The sequence below is a fragment of the Streptomyces sp. NPDC090025 genome (assembly GCF_044748125.1).
Lineage (GTDB): Bacteria > Actinomycetota > Actinomycetes > Streptomycetales > Streptomycetaceae > Streptomyces.
The window spans coordinates 220,699-246,571 of sequence record NZ_JBIVFL010000012.1 but is presented as its reverse complement, the minus strand read 5'-3'; the positions used below and the strand labels follow the sequence as shown (position 1 = coordinate 246,571).

General features: G+C 72.9%; 22 protein-coding genes. 10 read left to right on the top strand and 12 right to left on the bottom strand.

Annotation, left to right across the window (positions count from 1 at the left end):
• Positions 1–570: 570 nt before the first annotated feature.
• Entirely contained in the window at positions 571–1,836 is a 1,266-nt protein-coding gene (locus tag ACIPXM_RS26025; protein WP_401659808.1) for an MDR family MFS transporter, read from the top strand.
• 68 nt (positions 1,837–1,904) lie between these two features.
• Here the strand turns inward: ACIPXM_RS26025 and ACIPXM_RS26020 are convergent, their stop codons facing one another.
• The 6 genes from ACIPXM_RS26020 to ACIPXM_RS25995 form a co-directional block, all read right to left on the bottom strand.
• Entirely contained in the window at positions 1,905–2,591 is a 687-nt protein-coding gene (locus ACIPXM_RS26020; protein WP_401659874.1) for a hypothetical protein, read from the bottom strand.
• A 5-nt stretch (positions 2,592–2,596) separates the two neighbouring features.
• Positions 2,597–3,544 (bottom strand): zinc metalloprotease HtpX, encoded by a 948-nt coding sequence (gene htpX / locus ACIPXM_RS26015; protein ID WP_401659805.1) that lies wholly within the window; start codon positions 3,542–3,544, stop codon positions 2,597–2,599.
• Between the two features lie 126 nt (positions 3,545–3,670).
• The gene (locus ACIPXM_RS26010) at positions 3,671–4,516 is read right to left on the bottom strand and encodes an SDR family oxidoreductase (RefSeq protein ID WP_401659802.1); all 846 of its coding nucleotides are present in this window, start codon (positions 4,514–4,516) and stop codon (positions 3,671–3,673) included.
• Positions 4,517–4,605: 89 nt separating this feature from the next.
• Positions 4,606–5,466 (bottom strand): endo alpha-1,4 polygalactosaminidase, encoded by an 861-nt coding sequence (locus ACIPXM_RS26005; protein ID WP_401659799.1) that lies wholly within the window; start codon positions 5,464–5,466, stop codon positions 4,606–4,608.
• A 31-nt stretch (positions 5,467–5,497) separates the two neighbouring features.
• Complete coding sequence (locus ACIPXM_RS26000) at positions 5,498–5,908, bottom strand: DUF3592 domain-containing protein (RefSeq protein WP_401659796.1); 411 nt, start codon at positions 5,906–5,908, stop codon at positions 5,498–5,500.
• Between the two features lie 194 nt (positions 5,909–6,102).
• Entirely contained in the window at positions 6,103–6,831 is a 729-nt protein-coding gene (locus tag ACIPXM_RS25995) for a DUF2470 domain-containing protein (RefSeq protein ID WP_401659793.1), read from the bottom strand.
• A gap of 196 nt (positions 6,832–7,027) precedes the next feature.
• Between ACIPXM_RS25995 and ACIPXM_RS25990 the strand changes: the two genes are divergently transcribed.
• From ACIPXM_RS25990 to ACIPXM_RS25980, 3 genes are all read left to right on the top strand, one after another.
• The gene (locus ACIPXM_RS25990; RefSeq protein WP_401659790.1) at positions 7,028–8,377 is read left to right on the top strand and encodes a cytochrome P450; all 1,350 of its coding nucleotides are present in this window, start codon (positions 7,028–7,030) and stop codon (positions 8,375–8,377) included.
• Positions 8,378–8,490: 113 nt separating this feature from the next.
• Positions 8,491–10,371, top strand: coding sequence for an ABC transporter ATP-binding protein (locus ACIPXM_RS25985; RefSeq protein ID WP_401659787.1), 1,881 nt, complete (start codon positions 8,491–8,493; stop codon positions 10,369–10,371).
• Positions 10,372–10,498: 127 nt separating this feature from the next.
• Positions 10,499–11,731, top strand: coding sequence for an aminotransferase class V-fold PLP-dependent enzyme (locus ACIPXM_RS25980; RefSeq protein ID WP_401659784.1), 1,233 nt, complete (start codon positions 10,499–10,501; stop codon positions 11,729–11,731).
• 40 nt (positions 11,732–11,771) lie between these two features.
• On the opposite strand, the gene ACIPXM_RS25975 is transcribed toward ACIPXM_RS25980, so the two are convergent.
• From ACIPXM_RS25975 to ACIPXM_RS25960, 4 genes are read right to left on the bottom strand one after another with little or no spacing between them, the layout of a single operon-like run.
• Positions 11,772–12,227, bottom strand: coding sequence for a MaoC family dehydratase (locus tag ACIPXM_RS25975; RefSeq protein ID WP_401659781.1), 456 nt, complete (start codon positions 12,225–12,227; stop codon positions 11,772–11,774).
• A complete protein-coding gene (locus ACIPXM_RS25970; RefSeq protein ID WP_401659778.1) occupies positions 12,224–13,753 on the bottom strand; it encodes a long-chain fatty acid--CoA ligase in 1,530 nt (509 codons plus the stop codon). Before ACIPXM_RS25970 ends, ACIPXM_RS25975 begins: the two co-directional genes overlap by 4 nt.
• A 29-nt stretch (positions 13,754–13,782) precedes the next feature.
• Positions 13,783–14,688 carry an amidohydrolase family protein gene (locus ACIPXM_RS25965; RefSeq protein WP_401659775.1) on the bottom strand — a complete coding sequence of 302 codons (906 nt, stop codon included), beginning with the start codon at positions 14,686–14,688 and terminating at the stop codon, positions 13,783–13,785.
• Positions 14,685–15,677 carry an SDR family oxidoreductase gene (locus ACIPXM_RS25960; RefSeq protein WP_401659772.1) on the bottom strand — a complete coding sequence of 331 codons (993 nt, stop codon included), beginning with the start codon at positions 15,675–15,677 and terminating at the stop codon, positions 14,685–14,687. The genes ACIPXM_RS25965 and ACIPXM_RS25960 overlap by 4 nt, the downstream gene beginning before the upstream one ends.
• A 182-nt stretch (positions 15,678–15,859) precedes the next feature.
• On the opposite strand from ACIPXM_RS25960, the gene ACIPXM_RS25955 reads away from it, so the two are divergent.
• Together ACIPXM_RS25955 and ACIPXM_RS25950 are read left to right on the top strand one after the other, a co-directional pair.
• Positions 15,860–16,282, top strand: coding sequence for a MarR family winged helix-turn-helix transcriptional regulator (locus ACIPXM_RS25955; protein ID WP_401659872.1), 423 nt, complete (start codon positions 15,860–15,862; stop codon positions 16,280–16,282).
• 126 nt (positions 16,283–16,408) lie between these two features.
• The gene (locus ACIPXM_RS25950; protein ID WP_401659769.1) at positions 16,409–17,095 is read left to right on the top strand and encodes a LysE family translocator; all 687 of its coding nucleotides are present in this window, start codon (positions 16,409–16,411) and stop codon (positions 17,093–17,095) included.
• Between the two features lie 36 nt (positions 17,096–17,131).
• Here the strand turns inward: ACIPXM_RS25950 and ACIPXM_RS25945 are convergent, their stop codons facing one another.
• Together ACIPXM_RS25945 and ACIPXM_RS25940 are read right to left on the bottom strand one after the other, a co-directional pair.
• Complete coding sequence (locus ACIPXM_RS25945) at positions 17,132–19,675, bottom strand: discoidin domain-containing protein (protein WP_401659767.1); 2,544 nt, start codon at positions 19,673–19,675, stop codon at positions 17,132–17,134.
• Positions 19,676–19,800: 125 nt separating this feature from the next.
• Complete coding sequence (locus ACIPXM_RS25940) at positions 19,801–20,832, bottom strand: LacI family DNA-binding transcriptional regulator (protein ID WP_401659764.1); 1,032 nt, start codon at positions 20,830–20,832, stop codon at positions 19,801–19,803.
• A gap of 252 nt (positions 20,833–21,084) precedes the next feature.
• Between ACIPXM_RS25940 and ACIPXM_RS25935 the strand changes: the two genes are divergently transcribed.
• The 4 genes from ACIPXM_RS25935 (at position 21,085) to ACIPXM_RS25920 (ending at position 25,734) form a co-directional block, all read left to right on the top strand.
• The gene (locus ACIPXM_RS25935; protein WP_401659761.1) at positions 21,085–22,377 is read left to right on the top strand and encodes an ABC transporter substrate-binding protein; all 1,293 of its coding nucleotides are present in this window, start codon (positions 21,085–21,087) and stop codon (positions 22,375–22,377) included.
• Between the two features lie 113 nt (positions 22,378–22,490).
• A complete protein-coding gene (locus tag ACIPXM_RS25930; RefSeq protein ID WP_401659758.1) occupies positions 22,491–23,363 on the top strand; it encodes a carbohydrate ABC transporter permease in 873 nt (290 codons plus the stop codon).
• Between the two features lie 5 nt (positions 23,364–23,368).
• A complete protein-coding gene (locus tag ACIPXM_RS25925) occupies positions 23,369–24,298 on the top strand; it encodes a carbohydrate ABC transporter permease (protein ID WP_401659755.1) in 930 nt (309 codons plus the stop codon).
• A 149-nt stretch (positions 24,299–24,447) separates the two neighbouring features.
• Positions 24,448–25,734: a glycosyl hydrolase gene (locus tag ACIPXM_RS25920; protein ID WP_401659752.1), complete on the top strand. Its 1,287-nt coding sequence runs from the start codon at positions 24,448–24,450 to the stop codon at positions 25,732–25,734.
• Positions 25,735–25,873 lie beyond the last annotated feature (139 nt).

The following is a 25,873-nucleotide window of genomic DNA, read 5'->3' as shown; positions in this document are numbered from 1 at the left end:
AGGCGTGGTGAGTAAGTCAACGGATTCATCTGATTGCCGCTTCCCCTGCGAACTGTCTCAGACCGTGGATGCCGGAGGTGCCGTCACATGCCTAGGTTTCCGCCGTGGGGTGTCTCATGACAAGCCCCTTCTCTCGTTGCGTCGAATAGGGATTCAGATGGTCCGCCCGGAGCCCAGTAGAGCAGTCCCGCAGCCGCCGATCCATAAGATCACAGAGTCATTTCGGTGACAACCAACAACAGGGTGTGACCTCATCGTTTGCGTGACGGCTCGTCATTTCCGGCGTTCCTACAGGTAGTTGGCCGGACTACCGGCTACTCCGGTCCGGTGTGCCGCACTGCGCACGGGCTCCGGACCGGGGAGGTTGGCCGTGGATGCGCCAAATGATGGCGGATGTCCGATGGTTCAGATTCAGCCACGGACCGGACGATTCCGGAGGGTGTGGAGATCCTTCTCCGGGGCAGGGTCTGACGAAGACTCTTGGCTGATATTCATTCGCCGGTCAGGACAGCGGGTCGGGCGTCTCGTAATATCCGCCACGATCGAGAGCGTCACGATGAAGGGGAACGTATGCAATTCAGGCCACTGACGAAGGCGCGGTCGTCGCTCGGCGCCACCTTCGGCGGGCTCCCGAACGGCTTCTGGTGGCTCTGGAGCGCACAGCTGATCAACCGGGCGTGCGGCTTCGTCATGCCCCTGCTCGCCTTCTACGTCACCGACGAACTGCACCGCAGCGCCGCCTTCGCCGGCACCGTCGTCGCCGCCATCGGCATCGGCTCGCTCGCCGCGGGCCCGTTCGGCGGCATCCTGGCCGACCGGCTCGGCCACAAGCCGACCCTGGTCGGCGCGCTGACCGCCACCGCCGTGAGCATGGTCGCGCTCGCCTACGCCCGCTCCCCGTGGACCCTGCTGGTCGGCGCCTTCGTGGTCGGCCTGGTCAGCAACGCGACCAGGCCCGCGCACAACGCGCTGATCTCCGAGGTGATCCCCGAGGCCGACCAGGTCCGCGCCTACTCGCTCAACTTCTGGGCGATCAACATCGGTTACTCGGTCGCGATGCTCTCCGTCGGCCTGGTCGCCGTCACCGGCTACACCGCGCTGTTCTGGCTCAACGCCGCCACCACCGTCATCGGCGCCGTGCTGATCGCGATCCGGGTGCCCGGCCGCGGCCCCACCGAGCCGCCCGAGGACGCCACCGCGGAACAGGGCTTCGGCTCGGTGCTCCGCGACCGCACCTTCGTCGGCTTCGTCGCCGCCGAACTCCTCGTCCTGACCATCCTGCTGCAGTCCGAGAGCGGCCTGCCCATCGCGATGAACCAGGACGGCTTCTCGCCCAGCACGTTCGGCCAGGTCGCCGCCCTCAACGGCATCGTGATCGCCTGTGTGCAGCTGCCGCTCACCCGGCTCTACAAGCGCTTCCCCGAGTCCTGGGTGCTTGCCGGCTCCTCGGCCCTCATCGGCGTCGGCTACTCCGTGCTCCTCTTCGGCCACTCGGCCTGGATCTACGGCGCCTCCATCGTGGTCTGGACGCTCGGCGAGATCGGCAACACGCCGACCAGCTTCGCCATCGTCGCCCGGATCTCCCCGGACCACCTCAAGGGCCGCTACCAGGGCCTCTACCAGATGGCCTGGACCGGCTCCGCCGTCCTCGCCCCGCTGATCGGCGGCACGGTCATCAACACCTGGGGCGCCGCGCCGCTCTGGATCGGCTGCCTGGTCGTCGCCCTGGCGGCGGCCGCCGCCCAGCTCGGCATCGGCACCCGGCTCAACCGCCGGGTCGAGGACGCCCGGCAGAAGGCCGAGCAGGGCGCCGAACCCGCCGCCGAGGTTGGCTGAAAAACCGGCACGCCGGTACGCGGCTCGACCGGACATGATCGGACGGGACCGGCTGTGACCGATCGGTTTCAGCCGAGCCCGGGCGCGCCCCACACCGGGAACCAGCGCTCCAGGTCCGGCTCCACCGGCAGATCGCCCGCGAGCAGCCCCCTTACCTGGAGCTCCAGGGCACCGTCCCGGCGCTCCGCACCCCCGCCGCCCGGCCGGGCGGCCCGGGGTGCGAAGGGATAGAAGGTGCCGCGCTTGTACAGATAGACGAGCGCCAGCCGCCCGGCCGCGTCCCCGCCGGTACCGGGACCGGAGCCGGTTTCGGTACCGGAGCCGGGCTCCTCGCCCGGCGGCCTCGGGTCCGGCCCCGGGTCCGCGTCCGGCGCCCGGAACACGGTCAGCGAACACAGCAGCTGCGGCCCGAAGCCCGCCTCCTCCAGGAGCGCGTTCACCGCGTGCAGATCCGTCACCAGGGCCACCAGATCGTCCGCCGGGCGCCGCGCCACCAGCCAGGTGTACCCGTACGCGTCCCGGGAGAACGCCGCCCCGGCCCCCGCCCCGTCCAGGTCGAGCAGCTCCCGCACCTCCTCCCGCAACCGGGTGAACGCCGCGCCCTCCACCCCCGCGAAGCACACCGAGCCCGTGCCCGTCGGCACCAGACCGGTGCCCGCCCGCAGGGTCAGCGCGGCGGCCGGAAGCGCGAAGAGCCGGTCGAGGTCCGGTCGCACCGGCCTGCTCCGGCCCAGGATGCTGTCCAGGAGCCCCACCGCGCTCACGCCCCGCCCAGCCGGTCCGAGATCCGGGACAGCTGGTCGAGCCGCTGCTCCAGGGTCGGGTGGGTGGCGAGCAGCCGGCTCAGGCTCTGCTTCGAGGAGAACGCCGGAGCGAACCAGAACGCGTTGTACGGCTCCGCCTTGCGCAGGTCACGGACCGGGATCCGGGCCATCTCGCCGTCCACCTTCACCAGCGCCGACGCCAGCGCCGAAGGACGGCCGGTGAGCAGCGCGGCGGCCCGGTCGGCGGCCAGCTCCCGGTAGCGCGACAGCACCCGGGTCAGCAGGAAGCTCAGGCAGTACACCGCCCCGCTCACCACCGGCACCAGGATCACCGCGGCCGCCATGTTGCTGTCCCGGCCCCGGCCGAGCCCGCTGTAGAGGGCGACCCGGGTCATCATCCCGGCCAGCACGCCCAGGAACGAGGCGATCGTCATCACCGCCACGTCCCGGTGCGCCACGTGCGACATCTCGTGCGCGAGCACCCCCTCCAGCTCCTCCGGCTCGAGCCGCCGCAGCAGCCCGGTGGTCACGCAGACCAGGGCCGTCCGCTCGCCCCGCCCGGTCGCGAACGCGTTCGGCACGTCACTGTCGGCGATCGCCACCCGGGGCTTCGGCATGTCCGCGAGCGCGCAGATCCGGTCCACCGTGCCGTGCAGCTCGGGGGCCTCCGCCCGGGACACCTCACGGGCGCCCATGCCGAGCGCCGCGATCCGGTCGCTGAACCAGAACTGCCCGATGAACAGGGCGCCCGTGATCAGCAGCACGATCGGCCAGGAACCGCGCAGCAGCACGAGCAGGACGCCGACGAACACCACGTACAGCAGCCCGATCAGGAACATCGTGGTCGCCATCCGGGCCGAGAGCCCCCGGTCCTGGGCGTACCGCGACCGGGTCCGTCCCGCGGTCCCTGTCCGCGCCCCTGTCCGCGACCTGGGTATGGCCATCCCGGCACCCTCTTCCAGCCCGGCGGGCCCCGCCCCGTGTGCGCCCGCGTCCGTGCTCGTGCGTCCGCCCCCTGGTGCCAGTGTGCTCCTCGGGACCGGGGTAGCGCGCCGCCCCCGGCCCCGGCCTCAGTCGCGTCGGCTGCGGGCCACGATCCGGTCGGCGTACCCGCCGGCCAGCAGGGGGGTGAGCCGGGCGAGCAGCGCCACCGCGCGGTTCGCGGCGCCCGGCACGATCGTCGGCCGCCCGGCCTCGACACCCCGGAGCACGGCGAGCGCCACCTCGCGTGCGCCCGCGGGCCGCAGGGTGCCGCCGAGCGCCGCCAGCTCCTTCGGCTTGTACGGCTGCTCCATCGCCAGCTGCGGGGTGTCCACGTCCCCCGGGTACACCCCGCTGACCTGGATGCCGTGCGGCCGCAGTTCCATCCGCAGCGACTCGCAGAGCCCGCGCACCGCGAATTTGCTCGGCGCGTACGCCGAGTAGCCGACCAGGCCGTACAGGCCCGCCGCCGAGGAGATGCACACCAGGGTGCCGGAACCGCGCGCCAGCATCCCCGGCAGCACCGCCCGCACGGCGTGCAGGGTGCCGAAGTAGTTCACGTCCATGGTGGTACGGAAGAACTCGTGGTCCAACTCCTCGAAGTAGCCCGGCCGCACGGTGCCCGCCGAGGTGATCAGGGTGTCCACCGGGCCGTGCAGCGCGGTGAGTTCGGCCACCGCCCGGTCGAGGTCGGCCCGGCTCGCCACGTCCGCGGACACCGTCGCCACCGGCGCGCTCCCTACGGGGCCCGGCTCCGCCGCCACCTCGCGCAGCTTCGCCGGATCGCGGGCCACGACGGACACCAGCGCGCCCCGGCACCGCAGTTCGCGGACGAGAGCCAGGCCGATGCCGCTGGACCCGCCGGTGATCAGCACATGACGGCCGGACCAGTCCGGCCGCCGACGGGACCGCGAGGGCCGGGTGCGCAGGCGCATGGGCGGTGCCTTCCGGGAGAGGATCGCCGCCACGGGACCCGGGGCCGCGCAGCAGGATTCTGCCGACCGCCACCCCCGGCCGGGAAGCCCTACTCCGGGCAGACTTCGTAGTGGTACCCCGGCTCGCCCTTCGGCACCAGCTGGAGATCACGCCGTACGACGCTGAGTCGCCCGCCCCAGCCCGCGCAGGCCCGCCGCATGCCCTGCGCGGTGTACTCGACCACGATCACCCGGTCGCCGAACGCCGCCACGTACGCGGCGCACTCCTCGTACTGGCCGCACTCCTCCACCACGGCGAAGTCGGCGCCGACCCTGCGGCGGTCGCCCGCCAGCTGCGGGGTGTTCTTCTGGCCGATGGCGAGGCCCTTCGCGTGGGCGTGCTCGGCGAGCAGCGCGAGCAGCGCCTTCGCGCCGTCCGCCGTGAGCAGCCCGGCCGGGACGCGGGTGTAGCTGTCGTAGTTGTCCGGGTCCACCGCCCGGTAGCCCTTGGCCGCGCAGTCGTCGATCCAGCGGTTGACCTTCCGGGCGATCCGGGTGCGCTTGTCGGCGGTACGGGTGTCGAGCACCGCCTCGCCCCAGTCCGCGTCCATCACCACCTTGCCCGCGCCGTCACGCAGCAACAGGTCGGCGTCCCAGTCGCGTTCGGCGCCCGGCTGCGCCTGGAAGGCGTTCACGTAGCAGATGTTGTAGACCCCGGGCGCGGGCGGCGCGCTGTGGTCGCGGGCGACGACCTGCACCCCGGGCGGCGGCGGATAGGGCGCCCGCAGCTGGTAGTCGAAGCGGACGCCGGTGGGCGGCGGGGTGACCGCGGGGGCGGCGGACGGGGCGCCCGAGGGGGCGCCGGAGGGGTCGTCGGGCCGTCCGCCGCCGGCCGCGCAGGCGGTGGCCAGCAGGCACAGCGCGGCCGCCGCGGCGACGAGCCCGGGGGCGGACGCGGAACGATGACGCATGGTGCACAACTCCAGTGGTGCGGAGGGAGGTTCAGTTGTTCTGGGTCGCGATGAGATAGGCGCCGCCGAGGAAGACCGCCGCGCCGACCAGCATGACCACGCCCTGCCCCGACATGTGACGCCACCTCATGATCCTGGCGGATTCCGGCTGTCCCGGCAGCCGTATCACGTCGACCTCGCGGCCGATCACCGGCCGGGGCCCGCTCCCGTGGGTCACCTGGGTGAACCGGACCTCGACGCCGCGCTCGTCGCGGTAGGCGACCACGGGGGAGTACGCCTTCACGTCGACGTCCGGCACCGGCCGCTCCCCGACGATCACGCCCCGGGTGACGATCCCGTCCCGCCGGAGCCTGCGGACCCGCCCGAACTCCCGGCAGCCGACCCCCGCCAGCAGTACCGACCAGCCGACGCACACCCATGCCCACACCGAGACGTCACCCATCGGACCCGCCCCTTCCCCTGACGTGCCGTCCGCCGGATGCGGACAGCCACCACCGTAGGGGCAGACCGCCCGTAGTTCATCGAGCGACTGCGCAACGGTGCAACGGCGCAACGGCGCGCGGCGCGTGCGAAAGGGCCGGGACCGGCGTGGTCATCGCCGGTCCCGGCCCCTTTCCGTCCCCCGCGCGGTGTGCCTCAGGCGGGCAGCCGGGTGTGCGAGGCGCGGCGGGCGGCGGCGAGCAGGGCGTGGATCTGCAGGCCCGCCTGGTCGACGTCCTGGAGGGCGGTGGGGAACGGCAGCCGGACGTCCCGGCGGCTCGCCCGGTACTCCAGGCGCAGGGTGAGGCCGAAGCGGTCGATGGCCACCGGCAGCGCGCGCACCAGGTGGCGCCGGGCGGAGGGCTCCACCAGGCGGAGCAGCAGGGTGACCAACTCCGGGTGTTCCGCGACGAGATGGTGCAGCATCGGGGCCTCGCAGGAGGCCAGCGGGTCGAGTTCGGCGGTCTGCAGCTCGGCGAGGGTCACGAAGGCCCGCCCGCCCGAGTCGCCGGGCCCCTCGGTGGTCTCCAGGACGGCCTGCCCGAACTCCATGCAGACGCTCTCGCCGCCGCCCTCCCCGGCCTCGTACGGGTCCGCCACCAGGCCCGAGATGGTGACCCGGGCACGCACCCGGTCGCGCACCGGCACCGGGGAGACATCGGTGAGTTCGAGCCGGATCGGGATGCGCGGGGTGCGGTGGTCGGCACCGAAGACGTCGGTGGGCTCGTGGAGGTGGATGCGGCCCATCGGCCCGGCCCCGTCCAGGGTGTGCACCTCCTGGTGCAGGCCGTCGGTCACGACGGTCATGGAGGTGGCGGTGGCGACGATCGCGCGCAGCCGCTCCGCCGGGGTCGGCCGGTCGGGACGGGCGGTGTGGGGGTGCATACGGGATCTCCCAGAGGCGAGGCCGACTTAGGTATGCCTAACCTAACCTATTCCTCGGCTTCAGGGGAGGAGGGGACACCGTTTCCGGCCCGCCGTCACCCTGCGCGCCCTGTCGCCCGCCGTGCCCGGCGCCCTACAGTGCGTGACGTCCACCGGGCCCGCCCGCCCGCCCCGCACCGCCCGTAGGAGCCGCCCCGTGGCCACTCCCGCCAGTCCGGCAAGCCCGACCAGCCCTGCCCGCGCCACCGCGACCCGCCCCGTCCCCGAGCTCGACGCCGACGCCGTCGCCGACTGGCGGAAGAGCGGCGGCGAACTCGTCGAACTCTTCGCGCTCGCCCGCGACCGGCTCGGCGGCGTCGCGGCCGTACGGACCGAACCCGGCGCCCGGCCCGCCGTCCTGGTCACCGCGCCCGACGCCGTCCAGCACGTCCTCGCCCGCCACCCCGACCGCTACGTCAAGCGCGGCCACCGCGCCAGGATCCTCATCGGCGACGGCGTCCTCGCCGCCACCGGCGACGCCTGGCAGCGCCAACGCAAGCTGCTCCAGGCCCAGTTCACCGGACCCGGGATGCGCCGCTACGAGGACCGCATCACCGGCGCCGCCCGCACCGCCGCCGCCCGCTGGGCGGCCCACGCCCGCACCGGCGAGGAGTTCGACCTCGCCGAGGAGATGCGCCGCTACGCCCTCGACACCATCTGGCGCTCGCTCACCGGCCACGCCCTCGACGAGGCCACCGAGCGCGAACTCGCCTCGGTGCCCGCCGTGTTGGCCGCGATGCCCCGGCTGCCCGCCGACGGCACCGCCCCCGACCCGGCCGTCGCCGCCGACCTCGCCAGGATCGACGCCGTGTCCGCCCGGGCCATCGCCGCCGCCCGCGACGGCGCCGCGGGCCCGGACGGACCAGGACTGCTCCACGTCCTGCTCGACGCCGCCGGCACCCGCCCCGAATACACCGACCGGCTGGTCCGCGACGAACTCGTCACCCTGCTGGTCGCCGGGCACGAGACCACCGCCGGCACCCTCACCTGGCTGCACCTGCTGCTCCACCGCGACCCGGATGCGCGGGACCGCACGCGCGCCGCCGGACCCGCCGGCTCACCCGAACGGCGGCAGGCCGTCCAGGCGTTGGTGCACGAGACGCTCCGCCTCTACCCGTCCGCCTGGATCCTGCCCCGGCACGCCACCGAGGACGACGTCCTCCCCGGCGGCCACGCCGTCGAGGCGGGCACCGACGTCATCACCAGCCCCTACCTCACCCACCGTGACCCCGAACTCTGGGACCGCCCCGAGGAGTTCGACCCCGGCCGGTTCACCGCACCGGGCCGCCGCCCCGCCCACCCCGGCTCCTACTACCCCTTCGGCGTCGGCCCGCGCGCCTGCCTCGGCCTGCGCTTCGCGCTCCGCGAGTCCACCGCCCTCATGGAACACCTGCTCGAAGCCCCTGCGCCGACGTGCACGGCCGTCCCCGAACGCGCCGCGTACAGCATCACCATGCGCCCCGAAGGACCCGTCCGCGCCACCCTTCCACCCCGTCAGGAGCGCTGACCGGAGCCGCGAGAGACGGCCGGGGACGGCCCGGAAAAACCCGTGGACGACGCCGGACGGCGCGCGGGACACTGCGGATTCTGCCCCGAAGCGTCCGACAAAGCAGGGTTGCAATGGATTCGTCTGAACCACCCCCAAAGAGGCCGGGCCGCGGCCCGGTCCTCCTCGCACTGCGCTACTACGGACGGGAGATGGTCCGGCTGCGCCGGACGACCGTCCCCGCGCTGCTGCTTCCCGCACTCGGGAACATCGGCATCGCCTACATCGCACCGCTCATCGTCGCCAAGCTCGTCGCCCGCATCGCCGAGGACGGCGGCACACCGGGCGGCAAGGACGACGGACTCGCCGGCATGGTGCCGTACGTCATCGGGTTCGCCGTCGTCCTGCTCCTCTCGGAGGCCCTGTGGCGGGTCGGCCTCCACTGTCTGAACCGGGTCGACGCCCACGGCATCGAGCAGCTCTACATCCTCGGCATGGACGAACTCTTCGCCAAGGACGCCGCGTTCTTCCACGACAACTTCGCGGGCTCCCTCACCAAGCGGGTCCTCAGCTTCGCCTCCCGCTTCGAGGAGTTCGTCGACACCCTCACCTTCAACATCTTCGGCAGCTTCGTCCCGCTGGTGTTCGCCTCGGTCGTCCTCTGGCAGTACGAACCCCTGCTCGTCGTCGGCCTGTTGGCGATGATCGTGATCACCGCGGGCTGTGTCGTCCCGCTCGTCCGGCGCCGCCAGCGGATCGTCGCCGCCCGCGAGGAGGCCATCGCCCGGGTCTCCGGACACGTCGCCGACAGCCTGATGAACATGGACACGGTACGGGCGTTCGCCGCCGAGCCCCGCGAGGCCGCCGAACACCGCTCCAGGGTCGCCGAGTCACGACGGCTGATGCTGCGCTCCTGGGACTACGGCAACCTGCGCATCGACACCGTCGTCGCCCCGATGTCGGTCCTCACCAATGTGCTCGGGCTGTGCGTCGCCCTCGCGCTCGGCGCCGCCGACCACGGGGTGGAGGCGGTCATCGTCGCCTTCACCTACTACTCGCAGGCGACCCGCATCATGTTCGAGTTCAACCAGATCTACCGGCGGCTCGAAAGCTCCATGACGGAGGCCGCGCAGTTCACCGAACTGCTCCTCACCCCGCCGTCCGTCACCGACCCCGAGACCCCCGAGCCGCTCCTCTCCCGGACCGGCGACGTGCGCTTCGAGCGGGTCACCTTCACCCACGGCGGCGGCGGGTCCGACACCAAGCCGCTCTTCGAGGACCTCGACCTGGACGTGCCCGACGGCACCCGGATCGGCCTGGTCGGCCGCTCCGGCGGCGGCAAGACCACCCTCACCCGGCTGCTGCTCCGGATGACCGACGTCGACGCGGGCCGCATCCTGGTCGCGGGCCAGGACATCAGCCGGATGAGCCAGTCCGACCTGCGAAGCCTGATCGCGTACGTGCCGCAGGAACCGGCGATGTTCCACCGCACCCTGCGGGACAACATCGCCTTCGCCCGCCCCGACGCCACCGAGGCCGAGATCCGGGCGGCCGCCGAGGCGGCGCACGTCACCGAGTTCGCCGACAAGCTGCCCGACGGCTTCGACACCATGGTCGGCGAGCGCGGTGTGAAGCTGTCCGGCGGCCAGCGCCAACGGGTGGCGCTCGCCCGGGCGATCCTCCGCGACGCGCCCATCCTGCTGCTCGACGAGGCCACCAGCGCGCTCGACTCGGAGAGCGAGATCCTGGTCCAGGAGGCGCTGTGGCGCCTGATGGAGGGCCGCACGGCCCTGGTGGTGGCCCACCGTCTGTCCACGGTGGCGGGCATGGACCGGCTGATCGTCCTCGACCGCGGCCGGGTCGTCGAACAGGGCTCGCACCAGGAACTCCTGGACGCCGACGGGGCGTATGCCAAGCTCTGGCAGCACCAGTCCGGCGGCTTCCTCGACGACACGGCCGACACCCACAGCGACACCGCCGCCGCACCGGAACTGGCGGGTGAGCGGGTGACCTGACAGCCGCCATGAGTCCGCCCGGCATCAGCCCCGCCCCGTCCGGCATACTGCGCCCGCAGGCACCGGACGGGGCAGGGGCACGTCCGGCTCAGGGCCAGGGTGAGTGAACGAGGGGTGGACGGGACGCATGACGATACGGCGTGACAACGGTGTCAGCGACGGCGGCGACGGCCGCGGCGACGAGCGCGACGACCACGGCGGCGCCCCCGCCGTCTGCCCCGGCGTCTTCCCCGGCGGCGCCGAGCTCTTCCGGCTCGACCCGGCCGTCGCCCACCTCAACCACGGCTCCTTCGGCGCCGTGCCGGTGCCCGTCGCCGAGGCCCGGGGCCGCCTCATCAGCGAGGCCGACGCCGACCCCGACGCGTTCTTCCTGGCCGCGCCCGAACGGCTCGCCGCCGCCCGGCGCCGGATCGCCGGACACCTGGCCGCCGACCCCGAGGGCATCGCCCTCGTCAGCAACGCCACCGAGGCCGCCAACCTCGCGCTCGACGCCCTCGGACTCGGCCCGGACGACGAGGTCCTGGTCACCGACCACGGATACGGCACCGTCACGGACGCCGCCGCCCGCCGGGCCCGGGTGACGACGGTGGAGCTCGACCCCGGGCTGCCCGACGAGGCGGCCGTCGCCGAGCGGGTGCTCGCGGCGCTCACCCCGCGCACCAAGGTGGCGCTGCTCGACCAGATCAGCTCGCCGACCGCCCGGATCATCGCCGGACCCACGCTGCTCACCGCGCTCCGCGCCCGTGGCATCACCACCGTCGTCGACGGCGCCCACGCGCCCGGCGCGCTCGACCGGCCGCTCGCCGGGGACCCCGACCTCTGGTTCGGCAACCTCCACAAGTGGGCCTACGCCCCGCCCGGCAGCGCCGTCCTCGCCGTCGCCGCGCCGCTGCGCGACCGGGTGCCCGCCCCCGTACCGTCCTGGGAACACGAGCACGGCTTCCCGCGCGCCCTGGAGTACCGGGCCACCACCGACTACACCGGACTGCTCGCGGCCCCCGAGGGCCTCGACCTGATCGCCGCGCTCGGAGCCGCGAAGGTACGGGCCCACAACGCGGCGCTCGTCGGACACGGCACCGAGGCGATCGCCGGGCGACTGCCGGGCGTGCGCCCGCTGCCGTACGACCCCGCCCTGCCGATCCGCTCGCTGCGGCTGCCCCGCCATCTCGCCAGGACCCGCGACGAGGCCGCCGCGCTGCGCGAGCACATCGCCGCCCGGCTGGGCTGCCGGATCCTCGTCTGGCCCTGGCGGGACGGCGGCGGCATCCGGCTCAGCGCCCAGATCTACAACCGGCCCGAGGAGTACGAGCGGCTCGCCGACGGCCTGCGCGACCTGCTCGGCCCCGAGCTCGGCGGGTAGGGCCGACGGGGCGAAGGCCCGGCCCCGGCGCGCCGTACCGCTACGCGTAGAACCGCGACAGGCTGCGCAGCACGCACGCGGGCTTCGGCGCGCCCTCGATCTCGATGGTGCCCGCGACGGCGATCTGCACCCCGCCGGGGACCTCGGTCACCTCGTCCAGGGTCGCCGCGAGCCGCAGCCGGGCGCCGCTCTTCACCGGGGCGGGGAATCGCACCTTGTCCAGGCCGTAGTTGACCTTCGTGGTGACCCCGCGCACGTCGAGCAGCCCGGTGAAGAGCGGGATGAACAGGGCGAGGGTCAGATAGCCGTGGGCGATCGGCGCCCCGAACGGGCCCTCGGCGGCGCGCGCCACGTCCACGTGGATCCACTGGTGGTCGTCGGTCGCGTCGGCGAAGGTGTCGATCCGGGGCTGGTCGACGGTGATCCAGTCGCTGGTGCCCAGGTCGGTGCCGGCCATGGCCTTGAGGGAGTCGATGCCGTCGACGATGAGGGTCATGAGCGGGGTTCCTTTCGCGGGGCGTCGCCGAAGTCGGCGCGCAGATGGTGTTTGAGGAGCTTTCCGGAGGCCGTCCGCGGCAGCGCGTCGACCAGGATCAGCGACTTGGGGATCTTGTACTTGGCCAGTCGGCCGTGGAGCGCGGCGAGCAGCTCCGCCGGTTCGGGGGCGGTGCCCGCGCGCGGCACGACGATCGCGCGGGCGGACTCGCCCCACTTCGGGTCGGGGATCCCGATGACCGCGCACTCGGCGATGTCGGGATGGGCCAGGAGTGCGTCCTCGACCTCGGCCGGGTAGATGTTCTCGCCGCCCGAGATGATCATGTCCTTGAAGCGGTCGACGATCGTGACGTAGCCGTCGGCGTCGACCCGGGCCGCGTCCCCGCTGCGGAACCAGCCGTCCCTGAAGGCGGCCGCCGACTCCTCGGGGAGGCCCCAGTACCCGGCCATCACGTGCGGGCCGCGGATCAGCACCTCGCCGGTCTCGCCCACGTCGACCGGCGACTGATCGGGCCGCACCACCCGTACGTCGGTGAAGAAGTGCGGCACCCCGGCCGAACCGGCCTTCACGCGCGCGTGCTCGGTGTCCAGGAACAGCGCGCCGGGCGACGCCTCCGTCATCCCGTAGCCCTGGACGAAGGTCAGCCCGCGCTCCTGGTACGTGGCGATCAGCGAGGTCGGCACCGGCGCGCCGCCGCAGTTGAGCAGCCGCAGACTGGACAGGTCGGCCGACGGCCAGCGCGACTGCCGGGCGACCTGGTCGAACATGGTGGGCACCCCGAACATGAAGGTGACCCGGTGCCGTTCGATCAGGTCCAGGGTGTCGCCGGCGTCGAACGACTCGACGAGCACGCACGCGCCGCCCTTGAGGAGCACCGGCAGGGCGAGCATGTTGAGCCCGCCGGTGTGGAACAGCGGGGCGGACACCAGGGCGGTCTCGTCGGCGACCAGATCATGGTCGACGAGCACGTTCACCGCGTTCCAGGTGAGGTTGCCATGGGTGAGCATGGCGCCCTTGGGGCGGCCCGTGGTGCCCGAGGTGTACATGATGAGGCACACGTCGGAGGGCGCCACCGCCTCGTCGATCGGCACGTCGGAGGCGTCGGCGAGCAGTGCCTCGTACGCCGGTCCGGCCGCCTCGATCACGGTCCGGGTGACGCCGCCCGCCCGCGCCGCCTCGTCCGCGAGCGCGGCCAGACCGGGGGAGTGGAGCAGCACCGTCGACCCGGAGTCCGCGAGCTGGTAGGCGAGTTCGGGGCCGGCGAGCCGGGTGTTGAGCGGCACGAACACGGCGCCGAGCACCGCCGCGGCGAACAGCGTCTCCAGGAACGCCGGGTGGTTCGGCCCGAGATACGCGATCCGGTCGCCGCGCCGCACTCCGGCGGCCCGCAGTGCGTGCGCCAACCGGGTGGTGCGGTCGTGGAGTTCGCCGTAGCTCAGGGCGGTGGAGCGGTGCAGCAGAGCGGTGCGGTGCGGGGTCTTGCGGGCCCGGCGTGCGGGCCACGACCCCAGTCCCTCGTTGCGCATCAAAGGGCCCTTTCCAGGCGGGAGCGGGATCAGACGAGGCCGAGCAGCCGGGCCGCGTTCTCCTTGAGGATCTTCGGCCGCACCTCGTCCTTGATCGGCAGCTTGGCGAAGTCGGCCAGCCAGCGGTCCGGGCTGAGCACCGGGTAGTCCGAGCCGAACAGCACCTTGTCCTTGAGCAGGGTGTTCGCGTAGTGCACCAGCTGCGGCGGGAAGTACTTCGGCGACCAGCCGGACAGGTCGATGTGCACGCCCGGCTTGTGGGTGGCGACCGCCAGGGCCTCGTCCTGCCAGGGGAAGGAGGGGTGCGCCAGGATGATCTTCATATGCGGGAAGTCGGCGGCCACGTCGTCCACGTGCATCGGGTTGGAGTACTTCAGCCGGATCCCGCCGCCGCCCGGCACCCCGGCGCCGATCCCGGTCTGCCCGGTGTGGAAGAGCGCGATGGCCCCGGTCTCCTCGATGACCTCGTACAGGCCGTACGCGATCCGGTCGTCGGGGAAGAAGCCCTGGATGCTCGGGTGGAACTTGAACCCCTTGACCCCGTACTCCTCCACCAGGCGGCGGGCCTGCCGTACCCCCGCCCGGCCCTTGAACGGGTCGATCGAGGCGAACGGGATCAGCACGTCGGCGTGGGCGGCGGCGGTCTCGGCGATCTCCTCGTTCGGGATCGGCGCGGTGCCGGTCGCGTGCTCGGCGTCCACGGTGAACACCACCGCGGCCATCCGGCGCTCCCGGTAGTGGGCGGCCATCTCCGGCAGCGTCGGCTTCCGCTCGCTCGCCACCTTGAAGTACGCGCCGGACGCGTCGTGCAGCTCGTCGGAGAGCGAGGCGTGGCCGCGCGCGGACACCTCGCAGTGGGTGTGCACGTCGATCGCGTCGAGCCGGGCGAGGTCGAGCGCGCGCGGGGCCGGGTCCGCCGGGCCGGGCGCGCTCATCGGGCGTCCTGCGGGGCCTGCGGGGCCTGCGGCACCCGCGGGGCCGGGATGCCGACGGTCTGCGGCTCGCGGCCGACCGAGGTGTGCCAGGCGGCGGCGATGGTGCCGGGCGTCCAGCCGCCGTCGGCGTACGCGGTGGCCACCTCCTGCGGGTGCGACCAGAGCGCGAGCCGGTCGCCGCCGATGCCGACGCACTGGCCGGTGATGTCACGGGCCGCGTCGGAGGCGAGGAAGGGCACGAGCGCGGCGCAGTCCTCGGCGGTGCCGAAGCCCTCGCCCTTGCGCAGGAAGTCGGGCAGCGGCGCGCCGCCGCGCATGGCCTCGATGTACGGGGCGAACGCGGGGATCGTCTCGGTCATGGCGGTGGCGGCCACCGGCACCACGGCGTTGACCGTGATGCCGGCCTTGGCCAGCTCCATCGACCAGGTGCGGGCCATGGCCGCGATCCCGGCCTTGGCAGCCGCGTAGTTGGTCTGGCCGAAGTTGCCGCGCTGTCCGGCCGGGGAGCCGATGAGGATCAGCTGGCCGCCCTCGCCCTGCTCGCGCATCCGCACGGCGGCGGCCCTGGCGCAGGTGAAGGTGCCCTTGAGGTGGGTGGTGACGACGGCGTCGAAGTCGTCGTCGGTCATCTTCCACAGCACCCGGTCGCGCAGGATGCCCGCGTTGGTGACCAGGATGTCGAGCCGTCCGAAGGCCGACACGGCGCGTTCGACCAGCCGGTCGGCGGCCTCGGCGGTGCCGACGGCGACGGCCTCGGCGACCGCCCGGCCGCCCGCGGCCACGATGCCGTCGGCGGCCTGCCGGGCCACCTCCTCGTCGAGGTCGTTGACGACGACGGCGGCACCGGCGGCGGCCAGCGCGGTGGCGTAGGCGAGCCCGAGACCCCGGCCGGAGCCGGTGACGACGGCGACCTTGCCGGTGAGATCGAGGCCGACGGCGGGAGCGGGAGCGGGAACGGGCGTGGGGGCGGAAGCGGAAGCGGACGTCACGGAGGGTCCCTTCGGGAGGAGTGGAGGGGGGGCGGGCACGGCGGGGCACGGCCCGGCACCGTGGCGTGCCCGGTGCCGGGCCGCCCCGCTGAAAGGAAGCTAAGACCAATAGTTGTCGACGTCAATGGTTGCCGGTGACACCTGTTCTCGGGCATGCTGCTGCCATGAACGACGAACCGTGGATGCTCGGGCTGCAGGCCGACACCGGCTATCTGCTCTACCGGCTCGGCCTGCGCTCGGGGCAGCTCTTCAACGCCGCCCTCCAGGAGTCGGGGCTACGGCTCCGCCACCACGCCGTGCTGCGCTACCTCGGCACGGTCGAGGGCGCGCTCCAGCGCGAGCTGAGCACCCGCCTCGGCTACGACCCCAGCGCCATCGTCGGACTCGTCGACGACCTCGAACGCCTCGCGCTCGTCGAGCGCCGCCCGGCCCCCGGCGACCGCCGCAGCCGGATCGTGGTGCTCACCGACACCGGCCGCGGCTTCCTCAAGGACACCGACGTCACCAGCCGCCGGGTCACCGACGGCCTGCTCGCCCCGCTCGACGTCGACGAACGCGCCACCCTGCACGCCCTGTTGAGCCGGGTCAACGACGAGCACGCGTGACCGCGCACGAACGCCTGCCCCTGATCGCCTGATCGCCCCGCGTCGCCCCGCCCCGCCCCGCCCCCTCGGGCGTGCGCGTCCGGTGCCACGCGGCGGGCCCGGGGGAGCGGCTGGCACACTCGCCCCATGGGGTACGAACTTCTCGCCGCGGCCGGTGTCCTGGCCCTGCTCACGATGGTGCCGGGACCGGACATGGCGGTGGTCACCCGCCGGGCCGTCGCCGCGGGCCGGAGCGACGGACTGCGCACCGTCGCCGGGATCACCACCGGACTGCTCGTCTGGGGCGTCCTCGCGGTGGCCGGCCTCGCGGCCGTCCTGGCCGCCTCCGCCACCGCGTACACCGTGGTCAAACTGGCGGGCGCCGCCTATCTGATGATCCTCGGCGTCCAGGCGCTCCGCGCCGCCCGCCGCGCCCGGGGCACCGCCGGGACGAAGGCGGCGGCGGAAGCGGACGGGGAAGCGGAGGCGGCGGGGGCGGCGGGGGCGGCGGGGGCGGCCGCCACGGCGCCGCCCACCGGGCATCCCTGGCGGACCGGATTCGTCGGCAACCTGCTCAACCCGAAGATCGCCGTCTTCTACACCGGACTGCTGCCGACCCTCGCCCCGCACGGACTCGCCCCGCACACCGGCATGGCGCTCCTCGTCCTCGTGCACGCCGTGCTGACGGTCGGCTGGCTCGGCGGCTACGTCCTGCTGCTCACCAAGGCCCGGGCGTTCTTCGCCCGGGCCTCGGTGCGCCGGGCCATGGAGCGGATCACCGGCGTGGTGCTGATCGGCTTCGGCGTGAAGGTCGCCACCGCCTCCCAGGCATGAGGCCGGGTCGACGGCCCACGCCCCGGCCCCGCCCCGCTAGGAGCCCCACGCCTCGAACTCGTAGATCCTGGCGGCCGGATCGCCGGTCTGGGTCGGCTGAGTGACCGTCAGGCGGACGTAACGGGCCGACAGGGACACCGGATGCGTGGTGGTCGCGGCCGTGTTGCCGGTGACGTTCGCCGCCGTGGTCCACGCGGCTGTGGTGCTGTCCCGCACCTCGATCCGGAAGTCCTTGGTGTTCCAGCTCGCGTTCTCGCCGCCCGCCGCCGCGTGCTTCACCACGAACCGGTTCAGCGCGCGGGACGAACCCAGGTCCACCTCAAGCCACTTGGCGCTCGTCGTGGTGCACCACTTGTCGCCGTTGCCGCCGGAGACGCTGCCGTTGACCGCCTTCGCCGGGGTCTCGGTGGTGTTGCACTGCCCGGAGGCGGTGGCGGGCCGGTTCAGTGCCAGGTTGCTCTCGGTCGTCGCCGACCAGGACACCGTGGTGCTCGCGGCGGCCGAGCGCCCGAACTCCGTGGACACCGCCTCGACATCGAGGGTCGTCGTGCTCTCGGTGCCGACCCGTTCCAGCTTCGGCACGAACCAGTTCACGTTCGGGGTGGCGCCCAGGAAGGTCCGGCCGCCGTCCGGGTTGCGGCGGTACACCTCGTAGTGGTGCACGTCCCCGGTGGCCGACGCCGTCCACGCCATCCGCAGCGAATTGGTGGCCGCCCCGGTGTCGGCGGTGCCGAGGACGGTCGGCGCGCCCGGTGCCGAAGGTGCGTCCACCGTCCCGTCGTACACGGCGAGTTGGCCCACCTTGATGTCGTAGGAGGCGGCCGTGCCGGTGGTCTGCAGTCCGATCTGGGCGATGGTCCGACCCGCGTACGGGGCGAGGTCGAGGGTACGGCGCTCCCAGCCGGCCGTCGTGGTGCTGCCCAGGTCCAGGGTGGTGAAGGTGGTGGGGGAGTCGGTGAACGACACCGCCGCCCGCAGCCGGGTCGGCCCGGCCGCCGGGGTCTTCACCACCACGGACAGCTTGGTGTCGGCGGCCACCGGCAGCCGGGACTGGTAGAGCCGCACCGTGTTGACCGCGTCGAGCGCACCCGTGAGCCGCAGCGTCGAGCCGCCCTCGTAGGCGTCGGAGAAGTCGTAGGCGGCCTTGAGCCGGGTGCCCGAGGACTCCACCCGCCAGCGGTAGGTCGGCGGCACGTCCTGGAGCGACAGGTTGTTCCAGCCGGACGAGGAGACCCGTACGCCGGCCGAGTGGTAGAAGTCGCCCTGGCCCGCGTCGAAGGAGGTCACGAACGGCTTCGCGGTGACCGGAGAGGACTCGGCGATGTAGTGCGCGAGGCCCTTCCAGGAGCTGCTGGTCGTGGTGTCGGCCGGATCGCCGTTGGCGCCGTCCCAGTAGCGCGCCTCACGGGCGTACGAATCGGCCCGGTCGGTCGAGGAGTTGTGGGTCCACTCGGGCCGGTAGAGGCCGAGCGAGGTGGTGTGCGGCTGCCCGTCGGGGAACACCGAGCTCCACGGGGCGCCGGTGTTGTAGCCGTTGGCCTCGGTGTCGATCCCCGCGAACAGCTCGTACTCGCTCCGCCCGAGGTTGCGGGCGTTGGTCCGTGAGGAGGTGAGCTGCGACGAGCCCCAGCCGAAGTCGAGGAACATCGAGTCGCTGGTGCGCTGCGAACCCTCCTGCAGGAAGGCGTCGTTGGCGCTGGTGAGGGCGTCCTGCCAGCTCACCGAGCCGGACTCGGTCATCGCGTCGTACCACATGAACTCGACCGGGCCGAGGGTGCGGGCGTAGCGCAGCGTGTTGCGCATCTCGGTGGCGAGCGTGCTGTCGCCGCCGGCCGTCTCCTGGTTGATGAACCAGCCGTCGAAGCCGTACGTCTGCGCCACCTGCGCCAGCTTGTCGGCGACCGGGTACCGGCCGCCGGACTTCTGCGTGAAGTCCCGCACCCACTGGATCTGGCCGCCGTAGGCGGTGGGCGGGAAGAACACCGTGCCGTACACCTTCACGCCGTTGCGGTGGGCCGCGTCGATGACGGTCGAGTTCGGCGCCAGGATCAGGCCCTCGCTCGCCGAACCGCCCCAGAACACCAGCTTGTCGATGTACTGCCAGTGCCCGAAGGCGTAGTAGCGCGGGTCCACCGACCCCTGCGAGGGATTGTTGGACGTCGGCCCGAAGGAGACGAGCGACACCACCTTGCCCTCGCCCGCCCGGGCGTTGGCGTTCGCCTTCAGGGCGGGATCGGAGACCCGCGCCTTCAGGGGCACCCGGGAACGGTTGAAGGGGGCGTCGGGGTCGGTCGCCGGATCCCAGTTCAGGATCGTGCTGGGGTGCCAGTAGGAGGCGTACGGCTGGGTGCCGGTGGCGGCGGCGGCCGCCGCGCCACGGGAGGCACCACCGACAACGTTGTCCGACGGCGGTGCGGACGGCAGCGCGGACGGCAGTGCGGACGTCGGTGCGGACATCGACGACAGGGGCGACGCGGATGCCGATGCCGACGCGGACGCCGACGCGGAGGGGGTGGCCACGAGGCCGAGGGCGGTCGCGGACAGCGCCGCGGCCAGGAGGCAGTGCAGGGGTCGTCTCATCGGAGCTCCGGATCCAGCGGGAGGGGGGAAGGGGCTGGCGGTGCCGGTGGCGCGACGGTGCGGGGACCGGGCGGCGGTGCTGCCGCCGCCCGGTGCCGGAGACTAAAGGGCTTTAGCGAGCCCGGTCAAGAGGGCGTGATCGGCGGCGCGGTGCTCTCCCGGACGGTCAGCCGAGGGGTCGGGTTCTTCACGTCACGGGCCGACGCCGGGTCGTCGAGCAGCGCGAGCAGGGCGGTCGCCACCTGCTCGCCGAGCGCGAAGGTGTCCCTCGACAGCGCGGTGAGCGAGGGGTGCACGATCCGGGCGAGCGCCGAGTCGTCGAAGGAGACCAGGGAAAGGCCGTCCGGCACCGCCACCCCCATCTCGGTGGCGACCCCGAGCCCGGCGACCGCCATCACGTCGCTGTCGTACACGATCGCCGTAGGCCGCTCCCGGACCGGCCGGGCGAGCAGCGCCCGGGTGGCCGCCGCGCCCTCGGCGTCGCTGAAGTCGGTGGGCACCGACACGGCCTCGGTCAGGCCGAGGCGGCGGGCCGCGTCGCGGACGGCGCGGATCCGGCGCTGGGTGTGCTGGAAGGCGGGCAGCCCGGCGAGATGGGCGATCCGCCGGTGGCCGAGGGCGGCCAGGTACTCGACGATCGAGGTCATCGCCTCCCGGTCGTCGGCCCACACGGCGGGCAGCCGGCCGTGCCGTCCCGGGCCGCCGAGCACCACCGTCGGCACCCCGAGCTCCTCGAGCACCGGGACGCGCGGATCGCGCACCTGGAGGTCGACCAGGACGAAGCCGTCCACCCGGTGCTCCGAGGTCCAGCGCCGGTAGACGTCGATCTCGGCGTCGGTGTCCTCGACGACGAGCAACTGGAGCGCGGTGCCCCGGGTGGACAGGGCCGCCTGCAGCCCGGAGAGCAGTTGGCCGAAAAACGGTTCGAGACCGATGGTCCTGGCAGGCCGGGCGAGGACCAGTCCGACGGCTCCGGCCCGGGCCCCGCCGAGCGCCCGGGCGGCGCTGTGCGGGCGCCAGTTCATCCGGTCGGCGACCCGCAGGATCCGGTCCCTGGTCGCCTCGCTGACGCCGGGGCGCCCGTTGAGCGCGAAGGACACGGCGCCCTTGGAGACCCCCGCCTCCCTGGCGATGTCGGCGATGGTCGGTCTGGCCAACGGGCGCCCCTTCCCTGTCCCGGCGGCCATGTCCCCATGGCTGCCGCGTCTGGCCGTTTCCGTACGGTCCCTTGACACCGGAGTTTAGCCGGGAGCATAGTCCCGCATCGCTAGACCGGTTTAGTTGAGCGTGTTCTCAAGGCTGTGTTCCCGCAAGGCTGTGTTCCTGCAGACCGTGATTCCACAAGACCGTGATTCCGCAAGGTCGCGAGTCCGCAAGGTTCCGTGCGCCCCCGAGCAAGGAGACCCCTCGTGCGACACCCCAAGCGAAGCCCCTGGGCCCGGTGGGCCGCCGCCGCCGTGGCGGCCGTGACCCTGGCGGGCTGCGGCCTCGGCGACACCGGCGACTCCGGCGCGCCCGGCCCGGTCGTCACCGGCGAGGTCAAGGGCAAGGTCTCCCTCCAGACCTGGGCCCTGAAGCCGAAGTTCACCACCTACATGGAAGGCGTGATCGCGGGCTTCGAGAAGCAGCACCCGGGCGTCGAGGTCGACTGGCTCGACCAGCCCGGCGACGGCTACTCCGAGAAGGTCCTCAGCCAGTCCGCGAGCGGCACCCTCCCCGACGTCGTCAACCTCCCGCCCGACTTCGCCCTCCCGCTGGCCGAGCGCGACCTGCTCCTCGACATCGGCGCGGCCGACCCCAAGGCCGCCGCCGACTATGTGAAGGGCGGCCTCGACGCGTACCGCTTCGCCGGGAAGACCGGCGTCTACGGCTACCCCTGGTACCTCAACACCGACGTCAACTACTGGAACGGCGAGCTCCTCACCCGCTACGGCCTCGACCCCAAGAAGCCGCCGGCCACGCTCGACGAGCTGGTCGCCGCCGCCCGTACCGTCAAGGCCAAGTCCGGCGGCCAGACCTATCTGATGAGCCGCAAGCCCAATCTGATCGACCTCGCCAACGCGGGCGTCCCGCTCATGTCCCCCGACGGCACGCACTTCACCTTCAACACCCCCGCCGCCGCGGCCGTCCTCGACACCTACCGGGCTGCCTTCCGCGAGGGCCTGCTGCCCAAGGACGTGCTCACCGAGACCTACGCGGGCAACACCAAGCTGTTCAGCTCCGGCACCGCCGCCTGGACCACCGCGGGTGCCAACTACATCACCAGCCTCGCCGTCGACAATCCGACGCTCGCCCCGAAGGTCGTCTCCTCGCCCGCGATCGGCACCCCGCCGCTGTACGTCCAGGGCCTCGGCATCCCGAGGACCACCAAGAACGCGCCCGCCGCGCTCGCCCTCGCCCGCTGGGTGACCAACGCCGAGAACCAGGCCGCCTTCGCCCGCGAGACCAGCATCTTCCCGTCCACCACGGCATCGGCCACCGACCCGTTCTTCAGCCGCGGCGACGGCAGCAACGCGGGCGACGCCAAGGTGACCGCGTTCCGGTCGCTCGCCGCCGCGAAGGTCCTGGAGCCGGTGCGGGCCAACGACGCGATCAAGACCGTGATCAACCAGCAGATCGCGCTCGCCATCAGCGGCAGGACCGGGTCGAAGGAAGCCCTCGACACGGCGGTCCGGCGCGCCGACCAGCTCCTGAAGGACTGACGGACTGAAGGACTGACGGACTGACGGACTGTCCGTCCGATCCGTCCGACCCGTCCGATCCGTCCGACCCGGCTGAAGAACCCTCCCGCCCCGCCCCCTCCGGAAGGCCCCCCATGACCCACCGGCGCTGGTTCACGCCCTGGCTGCTCGCCGGTCCCGCGCTGCTCTGGCTCGCCGTCTTCAATCTGTGGCCCGCGGTCAACACGGTGATCCTGTCCTTCACCAACGCCCGCCCGCTCGGCGGCGGCCGGTTCACCGGCCTGGAGAACTACCGCCGGGCGCTCGACGACGAGCAGCTGACGGACGCGCTCCTCAACAGCGTGATCTACCTGCTGGTCTGTCTGCCGCTGCTCACCCTGCTGCCGTTGCTGCTGGCGCTCCTCGTGGAGCGCAAGCTGCCCGGGATCGCCTTCTTCCGTACCGCCTTCTACACCCCGGTCGTCGCCTCCGCCGTCGTCGTCGGCCTGGTCTGGGGCTGGGTGCTCGACGACCGGGGGCTGCTCAACGGGATGCTGCACCAGCTCGGCCTCGCCGACCGGCCGGTCTCCTTCCTCACCGACCGCTGGCTGCTGCTCTTCAGCGCCATCGCGCTCACGGTGTGGAAGGGCCTCGGCTACTACATGGTCATCTATCTCTCCGCGCTCGGGAACGTCGGACGCGAGCTCCACGAGGCCGCCGCCGTCGACGGCGCCTCCGCGCCCCGCCGGTTCTGGCACGTCACCCTGCCCGGCGTCCGGCCCGCCATGCTGCTGATCTCCGTGCTCATCTCGGTGTCCGCGCTGCGGATCTTCTCCGAGCTGTACGTGCTGTCCGGCGGCACCGGCGGACCGGGCGGGCGCGACATGTCCGTGGTCATGCTCATCCAGATGTACAGCCGCGGCTTCACCGGACACATCGGGTACGCCTCCGCCCTCAGCGTGCTCCTCTTCCTGCTCACCGTCGGGCCGATGCTGGTCCTCGCCCGGCTCAACCGGAAGGCGGCCTGACCCCCATGCCCACCCAGGGCCGCACCCCGCGCCGCACCCTCGGCCGCCCCCTCCGCGGCGGCTCCCCGTCCCTCTCCCGGTCGCCGTCCCTCTCCCGTGCCCCGGGCTCCGCCTCCTCGGCCGGCGGGGTCGCCACCCGCTATCTGCTGCTCGTCCTGGTCCTGCTGCTCACCATCGGACCCTTCCTGTGGCAGCTGTCCACCTCGCTGAAGGGGCCGGGCGAGGACATCTACTCCCGGACCCCCGGCTTCCTCCCGGCGGACCCCACCCTCGCCAACTACGCCAAGGTCGCCGACACCATCCCGGTGTGGACCTACGCCGCCAACTCCCTGACCGTCGCCGCGATCGCGGTCGTCGGCAACGTCGTCGGCGCCACCCTCGCCGGGTTCGCCCTCGCCCGGCTGCGCTTCCGCGGCGCCCGGCTCGTCCTCGGCCTCTTTCTGGCCAGTCTGGTCCTGCCGGGCGAGGTCACCATCGTCTCCCAGTACGTGACGGTGCGCAGCCTCGGCCTCACCGACACGCTGCTCGGCGTGGCCCTGCCCGGCGCCGTCGCCGTGCTGAACGTGCTGCTGATGTACACCGCGTTCCGGGCGGTGCCCGCCGAACTCGACGCCGCCGCACGGGTGGACGGCGCGAACGTCCGCCAACGGCTGCTCCAGGTCGCGCTGCCGAATGTACGGGGGATGCTCAGCGTGGTGGTGATCTTCACCTTCATCGGCGCCTGGGACGACTTCCTGTGGCCGCTGATCGTGCTCAACGACCCCAGCCGCTACACCCTCACCGTCGGCCTCCAGTACCTCGACGGGACCTTCACCGCCAATCCCCGGCTGATCGCCGCGGGCACGATGATCGCCTTCCTTCCGGTGGTCGCCGTGTTCGCGGTGCTGCAGCGCTTCTTCTTCCGGGGGGTCGAGGAGGGCGCGATCAAGGGCTGACGGCGCCCCGCCCACCGACCTCCCGTCCCCTGTCTCCCGTCTCCTGTCTCCCGTCTCCCGTCTTCCGCCCCGCCCTGTGTCCGTCGATTCCCCGCCCGCCGCCGGCCGGCCCGGCGCCGTCCGGCCTCCACGAAGGAACCGCACCGCACATGACGTCTCGTCAGCATCCCGTCGAGCGGGCCGCGGGCCCGCGCTTCGGCGTCAACTACACGCCCAGCCAGGGATGGTTCCACCACTGGCTCGACTACGACCCGGGCGCGGTCCGGGCCGATCTGGACGGGATCGCGGAACTCGGTCTCGATCACATCCGGGTGTTCCCGCTCTGGCCGTATTTCCAGCCGAACCGGAGCCTGATCCGGCCGCGTGCGGTCGAGGATCTGGTCGATCTGGTGGACGCCGCTGCTGAGCGGGGTCTGGATGTCAATGTCGACGGCCTTCAGGGGCATCTGTCGAGCTTCGACTTCCTGCCCGCCTGGACCCGCACCTGGCACCGCAGGAACCTGTTCACCGACCCGGACGTGATCGAAGGGCAGGCCGCCTACCTCCGGACCCTCGCCGCCGCGCTCGCCGACCGGCCCACCTTCCTCGGCATGACCCTCGGCAACGAGATCAACCAGTTCTCCGGCGACCCCCACCCCGACCCCGACCGGATCACCCCGGGCGAGGCCGAGGAGTGGCTGCGGCGGATGCTCGCCGCCTGTGCGGAGGGCGCGCCCGGACGGCTCCATCTCCATGCCGCCTACGACGCCGCCTGGTACCTCGACGGCCATCCCTTCACCCCCGGGCACGCGGCCCGGCTCGGCGCCGCCACCGCCGTCCACTCCTGGGTCTTCAACGGCACCGCCCAGCGCTACGGCACCGACTCGGTCGCCGTCGCCCAGCACGCCGCCTACCTGGTCGAACTCTCCAAGGCATGGGCGGACGACCCGCACCGCCCCGTCTGGCTCCAGGAGGTCGGCGCCCCCGCCCCGCACGTGCCGCCGGAGCGGGCGGCCGAATTCACCCGGACGACCGTCGCCGCCGCGCTCGACTGCCCCGATCTGTGGGGTATCACGTGGTGGTGCTCCCACGACGTGTCCCGCGACCTCGCCGACTTCCCCGAACTGGAATACGGCCTCGGCCTGTTGACCAGCGACCGGACCGTGAAACCGGCCGGGCGCGCACTCGCCGACGCCGTCGCCGAGGCCCGGGCGCGCCCTGTACCGGCCGCGCCCCGCACCACCGCGCTCGTCGTCGACGGGGACCCGGCCCGCCGCTCGGCCTGCGCACCCGGCGGCCCGGTGTTCGAGGCGTTCATGCGGCTCGCCGCGGCCGGCGCCCGCCCCACCACCGTCCTCGCCGAGCGCGCCACCGACCCGGACCACCTCGCCGCCCGCGGCATCACCGAACTCGTCACCGCCGACGCCCTCGGCCCCCGCCGGACCCCGACCGGCTGAGCACCGACCCGCTGAGCCCCTAGGGCGTGTTGCGAAAGTCCCGCCTGCCCCGCGACGCCTGGCACGCGCGCTCGCCGCGTTGTCGGGATCGTCCGAGTACGCCCGGTACGAGGACGACCCTCCGCCTTGCGATCGCACG

Excerpts from the sequence above, each read along its gene's own strand:
- ACIPXM_RS25920 (WP_401659752.1), top strand. The coding sequence starts at position 24,448 with ATGACGTCTCGTCAGCATCCCGTCGAGCGGGCCGCGGGCCCGCGCTTC.
- ACIPXM_RS25970 (WP_401659778.1), bottom strand. The coding sequence starts at position 13,753 with ATGCGCAACGAGGGACTGGGGTCGTGGCCCGCACGCCGGGCCCGCAAG.
- ACIPXM_RS25925 (WP_401659755.1), top strand. The coding sequence starts at position 23,369 with ATGCCCACCCAGGGCCGCACCCCGCGCCGCACCCTCGGCCGCCCCCTC.
- ACIPXM_RS25975 (WP_401659781.1), bottom strand. The coding sequence starts at position 12,227 with ATGACCCTCATCGTCGACGGCATCGACTCCCTCAAGGCCATGGCCGGC.
- ACIPXM_RS25930 (WP_401659758.1), top strand. The coding sequence starts at position 22,491 with ATGACCCACCGGCGCTGGTTCACGCCCTGGCTGCTCGCCGGTCCCGCG.
- ACIPXM_RS25985 (WP_401659787.1), top strand. The coding sequence starts at position 8,491 with ATGGATTCGTCTGAACCACCCCCAAAGAGGCCGGGCCGCGGCCCGGTC.
- ACIPXM_RS25965 (WP_401659775.1), bottom strand. The coding sequence starts at position 14,688 with ATGAGCGCGCCCGGCCCGGCGGACCCGGCCCCGCGCGCGCTCGACCTC.
- ACIPXM_RS25955 (WP_401659872.1), top strand. The coding sequence starts at position 15,860 with ATGCTCGGGCTGCAGGCCGACACCGGCTATCTGCTCTACCGGCTCGGC.
- ACIPXM_RS25950 (WP_401659769.1), top strand. The coding sequence starts at position 16,409 with ATGGGGTACGAACTTCTCGCCGCGGCCGGTGTCCTGGCCCTGCTCACG.
- ACIPXM_RS26025 (WP_401659808.1), top strand. The coding sequence starts at position 571 with ATGCAATTCAGGCCACTGACGAAGGCGCGGTCGTCGCTCGGCGCCACC.
- htpX (WP_401659805.1), bottom strand. The coding sequence starts at position 3,544 with ATGGCCATACCCAGGTCGCGGACAGGGGCGCGGACAGGGACCGCGGGA.
- ACIPXM_RS26010 (WP_401659802.1), bottom strand. The coding sequence starts at position 4,516 with ATGCGCCTGCGCACCCGGCCCTCGCGGTCCCGTCGGCGGCCGGACTGG.
- ACIPXM_RS25945 (WP_401659767.1), bottom strand. The coding sequence starts at position 19,675 with ATGAGACGACCCCTGCACTGCCTCCTGGCCGCGGCGCTGTCCGCGACC.
- ACIPXM_RS26000 (WP_401659796.1), bottom strand. The coding sequence starts at position 5,908 with ATGGGTGACGTCTCGGTGTGGGCATGGGTGTGCGTCGGCTGGTCGGTA.
- ACIPXM_RS25995 (WP_401659793.1), bottom strand. The coding sequence starts at position 6,831 with ATGCACCCCCACACCGCCCGTCCCGACCGGCCGACCCCGGCGGAGCGG.
- ACIPXM_RS25980 (WP_401659784.1), top strand. The coding sequence starts at position 10,499 with ATGACGATACGGCGTGACAACGGTGTCAGCGACGGCGGCGACGGCCGC.
- ACIPXM_RS26005 (WP_401659799.1), bottom strand. The coding sequence starts at position 5,466 with ATGCGTCATCGTTCCGCGTCCGCCCCCGGGCTCGTCGCCGCGGCGGCC.